This window comes from Nocardia sp. NPDC004722, assembly GCF_053601505.1.
The window spans coordinates 1-16,216 of record NZ_JBSGBY010000027.1 but is presented as its reverse complement, the minus strand read 5'-3'; the positions used below and the strand labels follow the sequence as shown (position 1 = coordinate 16,216).

Genomic DNA, 16,216 nt, shown 5'->3' with positions numbered 1-16,216 from the left:
CGATCGCCAGATGACAGTCCGGTGCACTCCGGGTTAACCCGAGTAACCACCCCGCAAGACCCGGCCGAAACAGACCGCGTGACGAGATCAACGACACACCGCCGCCTAGCATAAAGGGGGCTATTCAGCGATGCCAGGCGAGTCGGGGAACACGTCCGTTTTCCGTGTCAGATATACGTCACACTCCCCGCAATGCCGACTCACGCACCCTGCAATGCCGCCTCGAGCATCGGCCACGACCGGTGCAGCGCGTCCTCCCAATACCGCCACGAGTGCGTGCCGCCCGCCCGGAATTCGATCTGGGCCGGGATCCCCAACTCACCCAGTCGATCGGCGAGCCGATGCGTGCAGCCGTTGGTGGCGGCCTCGATCAGACCGCCGAGCAGCAATTGATTGGCCAGCGTCACCGGACGGCCGCCGATCGACGGCGAATCGAGCGTGTCCAGGTCACCCGGCAAGCCGGTCGAGCTCGAGATGAACAGCGCCTTGCCGCGCAGGCCCTCGGCATTGAGCACGGCGTCGTGCTGCTGCCAGGCCGGGTCGCCGGGCTCGCCCCACATATTGCGCATATCGGCATCGCCGCGATCCAGCACGAGTTTGATGTACTGGCGGCTGGTCTGGTCGGCGGTGGTGGCGCAGCCGCTGTAGGCCGCGACCGCCCGGTAGAGATCCGGAGCCTGAATGGCCAGATCCAGAGCGGAGCCGGCGGACATCGAGACGCCCGCGATGGCGTTCACGCCCGAAGTGTGGAGCACCGCATCGATGATCGGCGGCAGTTCCGAGGTGAGAAATGTCTGCCATTTGACGCGACCGAGTTTCGGGTCGTCGCGCTCCCAATCGGTGTAATAGGAGAATTTCCCGCCGACCGGTGACACCACATTCACGTTCTTGTCGGAGAAGAAACCCACGATATCGGTCTGGTGATACCAGGTGGCCGAATCCTCGCCGCCGCCCGCACCATTCAGCAGATAGAGCGTGGGCCGCGGCACGCTGTTGTCCCAAGGGGTCAGCACCTGCAACGGGATGACCTTGTCCATGGCGGCCGAATAGACCGAGATCTCTTCTTGCCGCTGACCGGGCCGATCGATCGAAACCAGATGGGCCCCGGCGGAATCCGCCGCGGCCGTACCGATGGCACCGGGTGCGAACGACATGGCCAGCGACCATGTGAATCCCGCGATGACCGCGAGTAGCGTCGATTTCCGTGTGCGCATCGGTACGGATGTTCCTATCGATCGAATCGGCCCGCGGGGCGGATCAGCTGCCGATGTACTTGCGGATCGCGTCCGAGATGATGGTGCTGATCGAACCCGTGGAGCTGAGCTGGCCGTCGGCGGAGCCGAGTCCGTTGTTGCCCAGGCTGCCCAGCAGGTCCTCTCCGACGGTGTTGGCGCGGGCGGTGAAGCAGGCGGTCAGGTTGGGCAGCTCATTGCTGACGCCGACCGTGCCCGCGACCCCGACGCCACCGCTGGTGACCTGCTGACCGGGCGAGAGGCTGGTCGGAACCGGGTAGGTGATGGTGTAGGTCAGCGGGTTGCCCGAGTTCACGAACCAGCCGGTATTGGTGACCTTCCAGCCGCCCGCGTTCGGCTCCGGGGTGACGGTCTCGGTCTTCTCGCCGCCCACCGCGTGGAAGGCGGTGATGGAGGCGCTGACCGGCGCGGCGAATCCGGACGGCGGGAAGTCCGTGATGGTGTTGACGTACGGATTACCGATTCCGGTGGTGCCGATGACGATCTTGTAGGTCACGGTGGTGCCGACGCCGATCGAGTCCAGGTTGGCGGACTTGTCGTAGGTCATCGTGATACCGAGGGTGCTGATGTCGTTCTTGGTGGCGTGCGAGCTGATGGCACAGGTCCCATCCGCTGACGCGACTCCCGTCTCCAAGGTGGTGACGCTCAGACCAGCGGAAACCAATGCGGCGGCGCTGATCACGGCGGCCGCGCGGCGGTTACGGAACATATTTCTCCTCCAAGTGTCCCGGCACTGTCGTGGGGACCGATCCAGACTTACCGAGCGCTGCGGACGACTCGGAGGTGGATTCCACACGGGGAGTAAGTAAACAGGTGTAACTGGTCTTGCGTCCAGGGTTTGGCGAAATTACTGACTAGTACATATTTCAGATGCATTTCCCGCATAACGAAGAAGCCCCCGGACCGAAGTCCGGGGGCTTCTTTCAGCCTTCAGCTCAGCGCTGGGCGACCATGGTCGGGGTGATCGGCGACGGCAGCGCCGTCTCACCCTCCAGGTACCGGTCCACCGCGGCGGCCGCGGCGCGACCCTCGGCGATGGCCCACACGATCAGCGACTGACCGCGGCCCATGTCACCGGCCACGAAGACACCGGGAACCGTGGTGGCCCAGTCCTTGTCGCGCATGACATTGCCGCGCTGGTCGTAGCCCACGCCCAGACCCTCGAGCAGACCGTTCTTCTGCGGTCCGACGAAGCCCATGGCCAGCAGCACCAGATCGGCCTCGAGGGTGAAGTCGGTGCCCTCGACCTTCTCGAAGCGACCGTTGACCATCGTCACCTCGTGCGCCTGCAGGCCGGTGACCTTGCCGTCCGCACCGACGAAACGCTCGGTGTTGACGGAGAACACGCGCTCGCCGCCCTCCTCGTGCGCGGAGGAGACGCGGTACAGCAGCGGGTAGGTCGGCCACGGGGTCGAGGTGGCGCGCTCCTGCGGCGGGCGCGGCATGATCTCGAACTGGTGGATCGACTCCGCGCCCTGGCGGTGCGAGGTGCCCAGGCAGTCCGCGCCGGTGTCACCGCCGCCGATGATGACGACCTTCTTGCCGCGCGCGTTGATGCGCGGCAGGCCGTCCTCGTCGGTGATCGGGTCGCCCAGCTGCACGCGGTTGGCCAGCGGCAGGAACTCCATGGCCTGGTGGATGCCGTCCAGGTCGCGGCCCGGGATCGGCAGGTCGCGCGCGATGGTCGCGCCACCGGCGAGGACGACCGCGTCGAACTGCTCGCGCAGCTGCTCGGCGGTGATGTCGACGCCCACGTTCACGCCGGTCTTGAAGATGGTGCCTTCGCCTTCCATCTGCGCCAGGCGGCGGTCGATGAAACGCTTCTCCATCTTGAATTCCGGGATGCCGTAGCGCAGCAGGCCGCCGATGCGGTCATCGCGCTCGAACACGGTCACGGTGTGGCCCGCGCGGGTCAGCTGCTGGGCCGCCGCCAGACCGGCGGGACCCGAGCCGACGACCGCGATGCGCTTGCCGGTGAGACGGGTCGGGTAGACCGGGGTGACCCAGCCCTCGTCGAAACCGTTCTCGATGATCTCGACCTCGACCTGCTTGATGGTCACCGCGTCCTGGTTGATGCCCAGGACGCAGGACGCCTCACACGGAGCCGGGCACAGGCGGCCGGTGAACTCCGGGAAGTTGTTGGTCGCGTGCAGGCGGTCGAAGCCTTCCTTCCACGCGCCCCGGTACACCAGGTCGTTCCACTCGGGAATCAGGTTCCCGAGCGGGCAGCCGTTGTGGCAGAACGGAATACCGCAGTCCATGCAACGGCTGGCCTGGCGCTGCAGGGTCTCGTGGGAGAACTTCTCCTCGTAGACCTCTTTCCAGTCCAGCAGGCGAAGCGGAACCGGACGGCGCTTCGGCAGTTCCCGGCTGGTGTGCTTCAGGAAGCCTTGTGCGTCACCCATTTACGAACTCCTGACTACAGCGCTGCGCGCGCGACAAAACAGAGGTGCAGCGTCGCACCGGGTAGGTGAGGTCAGCCACGAGCCGCCTCCATGATGGCCTCGTCCACGTTCCGGCCGGCCTTCTCGGCCTCGGAGATGGCGATCAGCACCTTCTTGTAATCGCGCGGCATGACCTTCACGAACTTGGTCACCTGCTGCGCCCAGTCACCCAGGATGCGTTCCGCGACAGCCGAACCGGTCTCGGCGCGGTGCTGCTCGACGATGTCCTTCAGCGTCGCGACGTCCTCGGCCGAGAGCTGCTCAAGGTCGACCAGTTCGGTGTTGAGGTTGGCCTCGAAGGTCCCGTTCGGGTTGTAGATATACGCGACACCACCCGACATGCCGGCGCCGAAGTTGCGGCCGGTCTCGCCGAGGATGACCACCTTGCCGCCGGTCATGTACTCGCAGGCGTGGTCGCCCACACCCTCGACCACCGCGGTGGCGCCCGAGTTGCGGACGCTGAAGCGCTCGCCCGCGACACCGCGGATGAACGCCTGGCCGGAGGTCGCGCCGAACAGGATCACGTTGCCCGCGATGATGTTCTGCTCCGCCACGTACTCGGCGGGCGCGTCGGCCGACGGGCGCACGATGATGCGGCCGCCCGAAAGGCCCTTGCCCACATAGTCGTTGGCGTCGCCGGAGACCCGCAGGGTGATACCGGCCGGGACGAACGCACCGAACGAGTTACCGGCGGAACCGGTGAACTGGATGTCGATGGTGTTGTCCGGCAGGCCGACTCCGCCGTAGAGCTTGGTGACCTCGTGGCCGAGCATGGTGCCGACCGTGCGGTTCACGTTGGTGATCTTGGTTTCGATCTTGACCGGCTTGCCCCGCTCCAGCGCGTCCGCGGCCTGCGCGATGAGCTGGTTGTCCAGGGCCTTGTCCAGGCCGTGGTCCTGGCTCTTGGTCTGGCGGCGGTCCTGCATCATGAACGCCGTCTCGACGTCGTCCAGGATGGGCGACAGGTCGAGCTTGGCGGCCTTCCAGTGCGACTTGGCGGCGGTGGTGTCGAGCAGGTCGACGCGGCCGATGGCCTCGTCGAGCGTGCGCAGACCCAGCGACGCCAGCAGCTCGCGGACCTCTTCGGCGATGTAGAGCATGAAGTTCTCGACGAACTCCGGCTTGCCGGTGAAACGCTCACGCAGAACAGGGTTCTGGGTGGCGACGCCGACGGGGCAGGTGTCGAGGTGGCAGACGCGCATCATGATGCAGCCCGAAACCACCAGCGGCGCAGTGGCGAAGCCGTACTCTTCCGCGCCCAGCAGCGCGGCGATCATGACGTCGCGGCCGGTCTTCATCTGACCGTCGACCTGCACCACGATGCGGTCGCGCAGGCCGTTGAGCAGCAGCGTCTGCTGGGTCTCTGCGAGGCCGAGCTCCCAGGGGCCGCCCGCATGCTTGAGCGAGGTCAGCGGCGAGGCGCCGGTGCCACCGTCGTGACCGGAGATCAGCACCACGTCGGCGTGCGCCTTGGAGACACCCGCGGCGACGGTGCCGACGCCGGGCTCCGCGACAAGCTTCACGTGAATCCGCGCCTGCGGGTTCGCGTTCTTCAGGTCGTGGATCAGCTGCGCCAGATCCTCGATCGAGTAGATGTCGTGGTGCGGCGGCGGCGAGATCAGGCCGACGCCGGGCGTCGAGTGCCGGACCTCGGCGACCCACGGGTACACCTTGTGGGCCGGAAGCTGGCCGCCCTCACCGGGCTTGGCGCCCTGCGCCATCTTGATCTGGATGTCGGTGCAGTTGGTCAGGTAGTGCGCGGTCACGCCGAAGCGACCCGAGGCCACCTGCTTGATCGCGGACCGACGCCAGTCGCCGTTCTCCTCCGGCTCGAAGCGCGCCGGGTGCTCGCCGCCCTCACCGGAGTTGGAGCGACCGCCCAGACGGTTCATCGCCACGGCCAGGGTCTCGTGGGCCTCGGCCGAGATGGAGCCGTAGCTCATCGCACCGGTCGAGAAGCGCTTCACGATCTCCGACGCCGGCTCGACCTCGTCGATCGAGATCGGGTGGCGGCCTTCGGACTTGAACTTGAACAGGCCGCGCAGCGAGGCCAAGCGCTCCGACTGATCGTCGACGAGCTTGGTGTACTCCTTGAAGACCTTGTACTGGCCCGAGCGGGTGGCGTGCTGCAGCTTGAACACCGTGTCCGGGTTGAACAGGTGGTACTCGCCCTCACGCCGCCACTGGTACTCGCCGCCGATCTCGAGCTCGCGGTGCGCGCGCTCGTTGCGGTTCTCCAGGTAGGCGATGCGGTGCCGCTGCGCGACCTCGTCGGCGATGTCGTCGAGACCGATGCCGTCCAGCGGCGAGCGCAGACCGGTGAAGTACTCGTCGACGAGCTCCTGCGCCAGGCCGACGACCTGGAACAGCTGCGCGCCACGGTAGGAGGCGATGGTGGAGATGCCCATCTTGGACATCACCTTCAGCACACCCTTGCCGGCGGCCTTGTTGTAGTTGTAGACGGCCTTCTTGAAGTCGGCCGCGTGATCGCCGGTGCTGCCCGGCATCACCAGTGCGCCGCGCTCCAGCATGTCCTCGATGGACTCGAAGGCCATGTACGGGTTGATGGCCGCCGCGCCGAAACCGACGAGCATCGCCATGTGGTGCACCTCGCGGGCGTCACCGGCCTCGATGACCAGGCCGACCTTGGTGCGGGTGCGTTCCCGGACCAGGTGGTGGTGCACCGCGGCGGTCAGCAGCAGCGAGGGGATCGGGGCCAGCTTCTCGTTGGACTCGCGGTCGGACAGCACGATGATGCGCGCGCCGCCGTCGATCGCGGCCGAAACCTGGCGCTGCACGGCCTCGATGGCCTTGCGCAGCCCCTTGCCGCCCTTCTTCACCGGGTACAGACCGTGGACCACGACCGAACGCAGCTCGGGACGCGAGCCGTCGTCGTTGATGTGGACCAGCTTGGACAGCTCGTCGTTGTCCAGGATCGGCTGGGTCAGGGTGATCTGACGACAGGAGTCCAGGCCCGGGTTGAGCAGGTCGGCCTCGGGGCCGATCATGCTGCGCAGCGAGGTGACGACCTCTTCGCGGATGGCGTCCAGCGGCGGGTTGGTGACCTGCGCGAACAGCTGCGAGAAGTAGTCGAACAGCAGGCGCGGCCGCGCCGACAGCACCGCGATCGGGGTGTCGGTGCCCATCGAGCCGAGCGCCTCGCCACCGGTCTGCGCCATGGGCGAGACCAGCAGGTTCAGTTCCTCGGTGGTGTACCCGAAGATCTGCTGGCGGGCCAGCACGCGGTCATGCGACATGTGCACGTGCGGGCGGTCGGGCAGATCGCTGAGCTTGGTCGGGCCCTCGTCCAGCCACTGCTGGTACGGGAACTCCGTGGCCAGCGACTGCTTGACCTCGTCATCGGAGATGATGCGGCCCTGCTTGGTGTCGACCAGGAACATGTGGCCGGGCTGCAGGCGCTTCTTGTAGACGATCTTGGCCGGGTCGATGTCGAGCACGCCGACCTCGGAGGCCAGCACGACGAGACCGTCGTCGGTGACCCAGATGCGGCCGGGGCGCAGGCCGTTTCGGTCCAGCACCGCGCCGACGACGCTGCCGTCGGTGAAGCACACCGAGGCCGGGCCGTCCCAGGGCTCCATGAGGAAGGAGTGGTAGCGGTAGAACGCGCGCTGCTCCGGGGTCATGGACTCGTGGCGCTCCCACGCCTCCGGAATCATCATGAGCACGGCGTGCGGCAGGCTGCGGCCACCGAGGTGCAGCAGCTCGAGCACCTCGTCGAAGCGAGCGGTGTCGGAGGCGCCGGGGGTGCAGACCGGGAAGATCTTCTCCAGGCGGTTGTTGCCCTCGTGGTCGGTGCCGAACACGTTGGAGTTCAGCAGCGCCTCACGCGCGCGCATCCAGTTCTCGTTGCCCGAGACGGTGTTGATCTCACCGTTGTGGGCAACGCGCCGGAAGGGGTGCGCCAGCGGCCACGACGGGAAGGTGTTGGTGGAGAAGCGCGAGTGCACGATGCCGAGCGCGGACTCGACCCGGTCGTCCTGCAGGTCGAGGTAGAACGCCCGCAGCTGCGGGGTGGTGAACATGCCCTTGTAGACGAAGGTCTCACCGGACAGCGACGGGAAGTACACCGACTCCTTGCCGGTGGCGCCCTCGCCCGCACCCGACTTGCCGAGCTCGTGCTCGATGCGCTTGCGGATGACGTAGGCGCGGCGCTCCAGGTCCATGCCCGAGAGCTGCTCGCTGCCACCCTTGGGCGAGGCGATGAAGATCTGCCGGAAGGTCGGCATGGCGTCGCGCGACAGCGCGCCCAGCGACGACTCGTCGATCGGGACCTCGCGCCAGCCGAGGACCTCCAGGCCCTCCTCGCGCACGATCTTCTCGACGCCGTAGCCGGCGCGGGCAGCCTCGCGGCGGGCCTGCGGGAGGAACGCGATACCGGTGGCGTACGAACCTTCGGCGGGGAGCTCGAAGTCGACGACCGCACGGAAGAACTTGTCCGGGAGCTGAATCAGGATGCCCGCACCGTCGCCGGAGTTGGGCTCGGCACCGGCAGCGCCACGGTGCTCCAGGTTCAGCAATGCCGTAATAGCCTTGTCGACGATGTCGCGGCTGCGGCGGCCGTGCATGTCGACGACGAATGCGACACCGCAGGCGTCGTGTTCATTCGCCGGGTCATAGAGCCCAATGGGTCCAGGGGACCTGTGGCCAGGAAGTTGCGTCATGCCTCTGCCTTCACAAAAAACAGGCCTTCGAAGAAATAAGGGCCTTCGTCGAACGCCTCCGGTAGGGACTGCGCCCGGACGTTTCGGAGACCAGCGGCGCTGATGGTCACTCCGTGCAGTCAACTTTGCAGTTGTCGACCCGCTTCGATTACCTAGTCGGGTGCTCGGTGGTAACGGAACCCTTACGCGTTCGCCACACACCGCGCCGTTCTCGCCCGCTAGGCTGGGCACCGATCGGGTGCCTGACCATATGGGGAGTTCTGCCGAATTGTGTGGTTCGGCGTAAGAGCAAACGATAAGTCAGGACTGGAGCCCAACCAACTTAGGTTGCGCTAATTCCAGCTTCTAGCTGGGATTCTTCATCGGTCCTCCAACACACGCGCGGTCTCCAGTGTAAAGCAGGGGTGCACATGCGTTTCAGTTGAGTTCACCACTGCATCGCACGCGCGCGCGGGTAGCGACCGAAGCGTCCAGCGCAGCTCCGGACGGCCTCCCACCTGCAATGAATCAGATTTCCCCGCAAGGAGATCCGGCAAACCGGGCGTTAGGCGGCTAACTTTCCGGACAAGTTCCGTCGTCGCCGTGGCCGCCCGACGGACATGGCCAGGCAACCTGCCGACCGTACGGAATTTTTCCTGAATGTGGGATTCAGCACACGTTCAGCAAACCGAAAATCTGTCTTCCGCCCGCCGTTTCCGACCTGTTCGGCCCGGTCCGCGCGTGATCAACACCACGTCACACGCCGGAAACGTGCCAGTGTGAGGCTGGCCACATCCCAGCCTTCGCGGTCGATGGAACACCTGTACGCCTGTCACGCTGAGACAACGAATCAGCGACGGTTGCGACAAGCCGAATCACTTGGGACTTAGAGGGATGTGAGCTCCCATGACTGAGAGAACCGCCGGACTCGGAGCGCTGCTGGTGTGGCTGGGCGGGGCGCAGCCACGGCTCACCGACCCGGACGAACGCGGGGGTTATACGGTCACCGGCACCGTGGTGGCGCTGGTCGCGGCCACTTCCGGGGTGGTGACCGCGGTCGCCACCGGGGCCGCGCGCTGGCCTGTCCTCGCCGTGATCGCGGTGGCCCTCATCGCCACCCTGCTGGCGGGAGCCATCTCGCGCGCGCTCGCCACCGCCGCCACCCCGCACCGGCGCGAGAATCGCCGGGCGATAGCCGAATTCGGCGGTCGGATCGCGGTGGCGGTCATCTCCGGCGTGGTGATCGCCGAATTGGCCTGCACCGTACTGTTCTCCGGCACCGTGCACCGGCTGCTCGACGAAACCGCCCAGCGCGCCGTGGAATCCGCGCCCGCCGTCGTCACCGCGCGCACCGGGTCGGATCAGGCCAAGGCCGACCGCGCCACCCTCGATCAGCAGATCACCAAGGCGCAGGGCGATGTCACCACCGCGCTGAAAATCGCACGCTGCGAATACAACCCGGATCAGGACTGCGCCGGGATCCCGAAGACCGGCGTACCCGGGCGCGGACCCGAGGAACGCACCGCCAACCAGATGCTCGACGACGCGCGCGCCCAACTGGCCGCCGCGCAGGGCAAGGTGGACGGGCTCGACGCCAAGGTCACCCGGCAGGATCAGGCGCTCGCCACCGCCCGCAAGGACGCCTACACCGAGGGCGACCGCGGACTGGGCGCGCGCTGGGTGGCCATGAACGACTACACGACAGGCCATTTCGGGCCGTTGGCCCTGCGCCTCGCGGTCGCCCTGCTCATGACGGTGCTGGCCCTGCTGCCGTTGCTGCTGCGCTTCTGGCGGGGCGAGACGGCCTTCGACCGCGATGTCGCGGTCCGCACCGCCACCGATCGCATCGACCAGGCCGCCACCACCGCCATCGCCGTCAAACAGGCGGAGGTGCGGGTGGAGACCGAAAAGCTGCGCGCCGAACAACAACTCACCGCCGCGCGGCTGGCCGCGCACGCCGATACCGCCATCGACCGGGAACGGCAGCGCACCCGCATCATCGCCGCCATCGGCAATTTCGAGATCGGCATCACCGAGCCCGCGCAACAGCGGGCGGTCGCCGAATTCGACTCCGCCGCCAGACTCGAGCTTCCGGAGGGGACCTTGACCCAGTCACCCAACCTGCCCGCCCCACTCACCTCGGGGGCGCTGGCGCCGCTGCCGCCCGCGGGTGCGCTCGCGCCGCTCGCACCGGCTCCCGCACCCGTCGCCGTACCCGCGCCCGCCCCCGCGAACAAGGGTGGCGGACTGGAACTTCCGATCATCGGCACGGTGCCGTTCACCGATACCGCGGCCCGCTGGATCCGGCCGCTGGTCCCGTCCTTCGTGGCCAATGCCATCGATACCGCCACCCATCCGCTGCGCACCGTGCGGCAGGCGTTCGAGGAGGCGGAGGAGATCACCTTCACGCTGCGCCGCACCCGCAAGGTGACGGTGGACTCCGAGGATTCGGGGCAGCAGCAGGTGTACGGCCATCCGCAGGCATACGCCCAGCCGCAGTACGGCTATCAGTTGCCGCCGGGCGCGCCGCAGCATGTGCACGCGCAGCGGGTCGCGGGCGCCGTGGTGGATCAGCCCTACGCCCAGTACCCGTCCTACGCCCCGCTCCCCCAGGGCCAGGTGGTCGAGCCCGGCTACCCGTTGCCCGCCGCCGCGCAGCAGGACGCGATCGCGGGTCGTCACAATCCCGAACTCGACTACCGCAACCGTCGCGAACTGCCGCCCGGTAAGGGGCAGTAGGACCCGCTCGAAACGGACTGCGGCCCGGGTTGTTTCACGTTGAACACGGAAACACCCGGGCCACAGCCTTTTCTGTTATGCCGTCGGCCGCTGCTTGCGTGCCGCTCGGTAGGCGATGACCGCCGTCAGCAGCAGGATGACCGCCGTCGAGGTGGCCGCCAGGTGGATGCCGCTGACGAAGGCGGTGTGCGCCGAGTTCAGCAGTTCGCCGGCCGCCGGTTGCGGTAGCGCACGGGCGGTTTCGATCGCGCCGCCCAGCGATTCACGCGCCGCGTCGGCGTGCCCCGACGGGACGTGCGACAGGTCCAGGCCGCGGCGGAAGGCCGCCATGACGGCGCTGCCCAGTACCGCGACGCCCAGGGCGATACCCATCTCCATGGCCGTCTCGGAAATCGCGGCGGCATTGCCCGCGCGGGCTTCCGGCGCGGTGCTGACGATCATGTCGGACGAAACCGTCAGCGCCACACCCTCACCCAGGCCGATCAGCAGGAAGCCCACGATGAACGGGGTCACCGAGCCCTGCGGATCGGTGGGCAGCAGCCAGTACAGGCCCGCGCCGATCGCGACGGTCACCAGCGAACCGGCCAATACCGTTGCCGGACGCCACCATCGGACCAGCCAGGCCGCCGCGAGCGCGCCCAGCATGGAGCCGACGGTGCCCGGGATCAGCAGCAGACCGGCCTCGAGCGGAGACTTGCCCAGTACGAGCTGCAGGTACTGCGAACCGAAGAACAGGACACCGGCCAGCGCGAACACCGACAGCAGATTGGTGAACACGGCGGCCCGGAAGGCGGGCAGCCGGAACAGGTCCAGGTCGATCAGCGGTGCGGCGAGCCCGCGCTGACGGCGCACGAACACGATGCCGGACACGATGCCGACCGCGGCGATGAACACCAGGTTCAGGCTCGTGCCGTGGGCGGCGAATTCCTTGACCGCGTAGACGATCGGGATCAGGGCCGCCATCGAGAGCCCGGCGCTGATCAGGTCGAAGCGGCCCGGGTTCGGGTCCTTCGATTCCGGCACCAGGACCGGGGCCAGCAGCACCAGCAGCGCCATGACCGGCAGGTTCACCAGGAACACCGAGCCCCACCAGAAGTGCTCGAGCATCCAGCCGCCGAGCAGCGGGCCGAAGGCGGCACCCGAGGCGGCCATCGCGCCCCAGACCGAGATGGCGAGGGTGCGCTGACGGGCGTCGGCGAACATGGTGCGGATCAGGCCGAGGGTGGCGGGCATCAGCGTGGCGCCCGCGAGACCCTGGAGAACCCGTGCGGCGATGAGCATTTCGGGGTTGATCGCCCAGGCCGCGAGCGCGGAGGCGGCGGCGAAGCCGACCGCGCCGATGAGCAGCAGTCGGCGGCGGCCGATGCGGTCGCCGAGGGTGCCCATGGTGACCAGCAGACCGGCCAGCACGAACGAGTAGACGTCGATGATCCACAGCAGCTGTGGGGTGGTGGGCGCGAGGTCGGCGGTGATGGAGGGGACCGCGAGGTCGAGCACGGTCGCGTCGACCGCGATCAGCAGCAGCGCCAGCGCGAGGACGCCGAGCCCGGCCCAATCCCGGGGCCGGGCCTTCGGTGTCGTGGCGGTGAGCCGGTCGGTGGTCACGGAAGTTCCGGAACGAGCGGTCGGTGTGGTGGTCATCGGCTTTCTCTTTCGGCGTTATGAACCGTCCAGACGGTGCAGTAGTATTCTGAACCGTCCAGCCGGTACAGTCAAGGCTCGTGACCACCCGCGACCCCGCCGGGACCCGTGACCGGATCCTCGACGCCCTCGAATCCCTGCTGCTCGACAAGGGTTTGTCCCAGGTGACCCTGGAGAACGTGGCCGCTACCGCGGGCGTCTCCAAGGGTGGGCTGCTCTACCACTTCAAGAGCAAGGACGCGCTGCTGGCCGGACTGCTGCGCCGCGTCGGCGAGCGCTCGGACCGGCAGGTGCAGGCGGCCGTGGACCAGGGTCGCTCGGTGGCCGAGTGGTACCTGCAAGCCCCGCACCCCGACGACGAGACCGACGCCGTCGAACTCGCGCTGTACCGCTCGATGCTGGCAGCCATGCGCACCATCGAGGCGCCCGCCGACGGCGGGCAGGCCGAGACCGACCGCGCCCTCACCGAGGTGATGCGGTCCTGGAAGACGGCCCTGGACAACGAGATCGACGATCCGGTCCGCGCCGAGATCGTCGGGCTGGTCGGCGACGGCGTCTACCTGCGCGCCCTGCTCGGCCTGCCGCCGATCGAACCCGGCCTGTACCGCCAGGTCGTGGCGCGGCTCTTATCGGGCGACCGATAGCACCTCTGCGGATAGACTCGGGCGCGTGTTGCCGACCGCCGCCGACTCTGTCGGTTCGCCGACCGGCTCGGTGGGGGGACCGACTTCTACCGAACCGGTCGTTGTGCCGATTCGCCCGATGCAGTTCCGGGACCTACTGGATCTGCCGTTCGCGCTGATCGCGGCCCGGATCAAGACCCTCGCACCCGTGCTCGGCGCGGCGATCGCGGTGGCCGCCGGGCTGGCCGTCGCGGGCACCGCGCTGGCCGCCCTGCTCACCGGCGACTCCGACAGCGGCACCTTCTGGAGCGGGCTGGTGGTGAGCCTGGTGTGCGCGTGGCTGCTGCGCGGATTCGTGCGCTGGGTGACCGTGCCGATCGGACTCGCGGTCGTCCACCGGCGGCCGCTGACCTGGCGCGCCGCCCTCGCACAGGCCACGGGCAAATCCGGTCCGCTGCTGGCCTATCAGGTGATGTTCACGCTCATCGGGGTCGGGGTGCTGGCGCTGGGCGCTCCCCTGATCTTCACCGTCCCGTTCGCGGTGATCTGGCTGGCGTGGCTGCGCGCGCGGCGCAGCACGCTGGTGCCCATCCTCTTCGAGGGATCCCCCGGCAACGGCGACTCCCTCGGCTACGGTGGCGCGGCCCGGCGCGCGAAACTGCTTGCGAGCGGCCGGGAATGGCCGCTGGCCGGGCTGTGGATGTATCAGCGCGGACTGCTGCTGGTGCTGCTCGTGCCGCTGTTTGCGCTGTGGCAGTTCATCACCCAGTTCTCCGGCACCCACCGCTGGACGGTGACGGTGCTGCTCATCCTGGTGGCCCTGCTGGTGGTGGCGTTCGCCGAAATGGTGGAATCGGCCACCCAGGTGGTCGCCTACGTAGATCGGCGCTGCCGCCGCGAAGGCTGGGACATCCCGGTACCGGCGGGGAGCGGACGATGACCGAGACCGACCGGATTCCGGTACCGCCCGAACCGGCCCTGGGCCCGGCCGCCGCACATCTCGCCGCGGCCGAGGACGCCGCGCGCCGTGGGGATTTCGGCGCGGCCCTGCGCGAACGCTATCGCGCGGTCACCCGCGGCCTGGAGCAGCGCGGCCTGCTCGCGGAGGAGCGGGCGCGCACGGCGCGGGAGACCGCCGACGCCGCCACCACCGCCGTGCCGGACGCGAGCGAACTGCCCTCGGCCGCACACAGTTTCGACGAGGTGGTCTACGGCGGGCGCTACGGCACGGAGGCCGAGTACCGGATGCTCGAACAGGCGGACCGGTATTCGCTCGCGCCGCCGCCCAAGGCCGGGCCGGTGGAACTCACCGAGCAGCGCCGGACCCGCAAGACCAAGGCTGTCAAGGCGAAGAAGTCCCGGGACCGGCCGGAACGCCGGGAAGTGCCGGAGCTGCTGCGGGATTGGCGATTCTGGGCGGCCCTGGCCGCGGTCGCCGGGGTCGTGCTGCTGGTGTTCGTACTCGCCCATCTGACCGCGCCGTCGGTGCCGGAGCTGCCGTCACCGCCGTCGAATCCACCCAGCCCACCGCCGAAGCCGCCGAAGGTGTCTACGCCGGACTTCGGCGCGGGCAGCGACTCGATCTTCCAGACCATGCCGCATTGGCTGGCCTTCGGCGGACTGCAATTCCTCATCGCCTGGGCCGCCGTGCTGTGGTGGCGCGGCCGCCGGCGCGGCGCGATCGTGCGCGAACCGCTGCCGGTGGAGGCCCCGGCCCACGAGCTGCTCGCCGGACAGGCCGGGCTGTACCGGAGATCCCGCGATCACGAACATGTGGCCGCCAAACTGCGGGCGGCGGCGCTGCGGCGGCTGCGGCCCGCGCTCGGCGTCACCGCCGAGACCCCGGCCGAACTGGTGACCGCGGCGGTGAGCGGCCGCACCGGCACCGACCCGGCCGTCATCCGCGCCGCCCTCTACGACCCGGTCGAGGATCGGGGCACCTTGGAACTCGTGGCCGCACAACTCGAATGGATCGAAGCGGAGGTCTTGTGACCGATCTGACCCAGAACACCGATCTCACCAAGAAGATCGGGGACGGCAACCACACGTCCGCGGTGGTGGACGGACCGACGGCACAGGACGCGCAGCAGGCGCTGCTGGCCCTGCGCGCCGAGATCGGCAAGGCGGTCGTCGGCAACGACCACGCCGTCATGTTCCTGGTGCTGGCGCTGCTGTGCCGCGGCCACGTGCTGCTGGAAGGCGTTCCGGGCGTGGCCAAGACGCTGCTGGTGCGGGCGCTGGCCACGGCGCTGGATCTGGAGCATTCCCGCATCCAGTTCACGCCGGATCTGATGCCGGGCGATGTCACCGGCTCGCAGATCTACGATCCGCATTCGGCCGAGTTCACCTTCCGCCGCGGCCCGGTGTTCACCAATCTGCTGCTGGCCGACGAGATCAACCGCACGCCCCCGAAGACGCAGTCGGCGCTGCTGGAATCCATGGAGGAGCGCCAGGTTTCGGTGGACGGCGTGCCGCAGCCGCTGCCGGATCCCTTCGTGGTGGTCGCCACCCAGAACCCGATCGAGCAGGAGGGCACCTATCCGCTGCCGGAGGCGCAGTTGGACCGGTTCCTGTTCAAGGTCGACGTGCAATTGCCCGGGCGCGATGACGAATTCCGCATCCTGCAGCGGCATGCCGCCGGGTTCGACCCGCGCGACCTGAACGCGGCCGGACTGCGGCCGGTGGCGAACGCCGCGCACATCGCCGCCGCCCGGGCCGCGGTCGCCCAGGTGGCGATCAGCCCCGAGGTGCTGGCGTACACGGTCGACATCTGCCGGGCCACCCGCACCTCCCCCGCCGTCGCGCACGGCGCGTCCACGCGTGGCGCGACCGCGCTGATGGCGGCCGCGCGGGCC

10 protein-coding genes are annotated in these 16,216 nt (G+C 68.3%); 5 read left to right on the top strand and 5 right to left on the bottom strand.

Translation table 11 applies throughout. The features are described 5' to 3' along the window. Positions 1-200 precede the first annotated feature (200 nt). From ACWELQ_RS05365 to gltB, 4 genes are all read right to left on the bottom strand, one after another. Positions 201-1,154 carry an alpha/beta hydrolase gene (locus ACWELQ_RS05365; RefSeq protein ID WP_452395808.1) on the bottom strand — a complete coding sequence of 318 codons (954 nt, stop codon included), beginning with the start codon at positions 1,152-1,154 and terminating at the stop codon, positions 201-203. A 103-nt stretch (positions 1,155-1,257) separates the two neighbouring features. Next, a complete protein-coding gene (locus tag ACWELQ_RS05360; protein WP_452395794.1) occupies positions 1,258-1,962 on the bottom strand; it encodes a hypothetical protein in 705 nt (234 codons plus the stop codon). A gap of 226 nt (positions 1,963-2,188) precedes the next feature. Continuing rightward, a complete protein-coding gene (locus ACWELQ_RS05355; protein WP_452395793.1) occupies positions 2,189-3,658 on the bottom strand; it encodes a glutamate synthase subunit beta in 1,470 nt (489 codons plus the stop codon). 71 nt (positions 3,659-3,729) lie between these two features. Then, positions 3,730-8,379 (bottom strand): glutamate synthase large subunit, encoded by a 4,650-nt coding sequence (gene gltB / locus ACWELQ_RS05350; protein WP_452395792.1) that lies wholly within the window; start codon positions 8,377-8,379, stop codon positions 3,730-3,732. Positions 8,380-9,264: 885 nt separating this feature from the next. On the opposite strand from gltB, the gene ACWELQ_RS05345 reads away from it, so the two are divergent. After that, entirely contained in the window at positions 9,265-11,097 is a 1,833-nt protein-coding gene (locus ACWELQ_RS05345; RefSeq protein WP_452395791.1) for a DUF4407 domain-containing protein, read from the top strand. A 75-nt stretch (positions 11,098-11,172) separates the two neighbouring features. On the opposite strand, the gene ACWELQ_RS05340 is transcribed toward ACWELQ_RS05345, so the two are convergent. Then, a complete protein-coding gene (locus tag ACWELQ_RS05340; protein ID WP_452395790.1) occupies positions 11,173-12,738 on the bottom strand; it encodes an MFS transporter in 1,566 nt (521 codons plus the stop codon). Positions 12,739-12,818: 80 nt separating this feature from the next. Between ACWELQ_RS05340 and ACWELQ_RS05335 the strand changes: the two genes are divergently transcribed. From ACWELQ_RS05335 to ACWELQ_RS05320, 4 genes are all read left to right on the top strand, one after another. After that, positions 12,819-13,382, top strand: coding sequence for a TetR/AcrR family transcriptional regulator (locus ACWELQ_RS05335; RefSeq protein WP_452395789.1), 564 nt, complete (start codon positions 12,819-12,821; stop codon positions 13,380-13,382). 118 nt (positions 13,383-13,500) lie between these two features. Further along, a complete protein-coding gene (locus ACWELQ_RS05330; protein ID WP_452395788.1) occupies positions 13,501-14,301 on the top strand; it encodes a hypothetical protein in 801 nt (266 codons plus the stop codon). Beyond that, positions 14,298-15,353, top strand: a complete 1,056-nt coding sequence (locus tag ACWELQ_RS05325; protein WP_452395787.1) for a DUF4129 domain-containing protein — start codon at positions 14,298-14,300, stop codon at positions 15,351-15,353. The genes ACWELQ_RS05330 and ACWELQ_RS05325 overlap by 4 nt, the downstream gene beginning before the upstream one ends. Positions 15,354-15,415: 62 nt before the next feature. Continuing rightward, the coding region (locus ACWELQ_RS05320; protein WP_452395807.1) for an AAA family ATPase at positions 15,416-16,216 on the top strand (801 nt) is incomplete at its 3' end.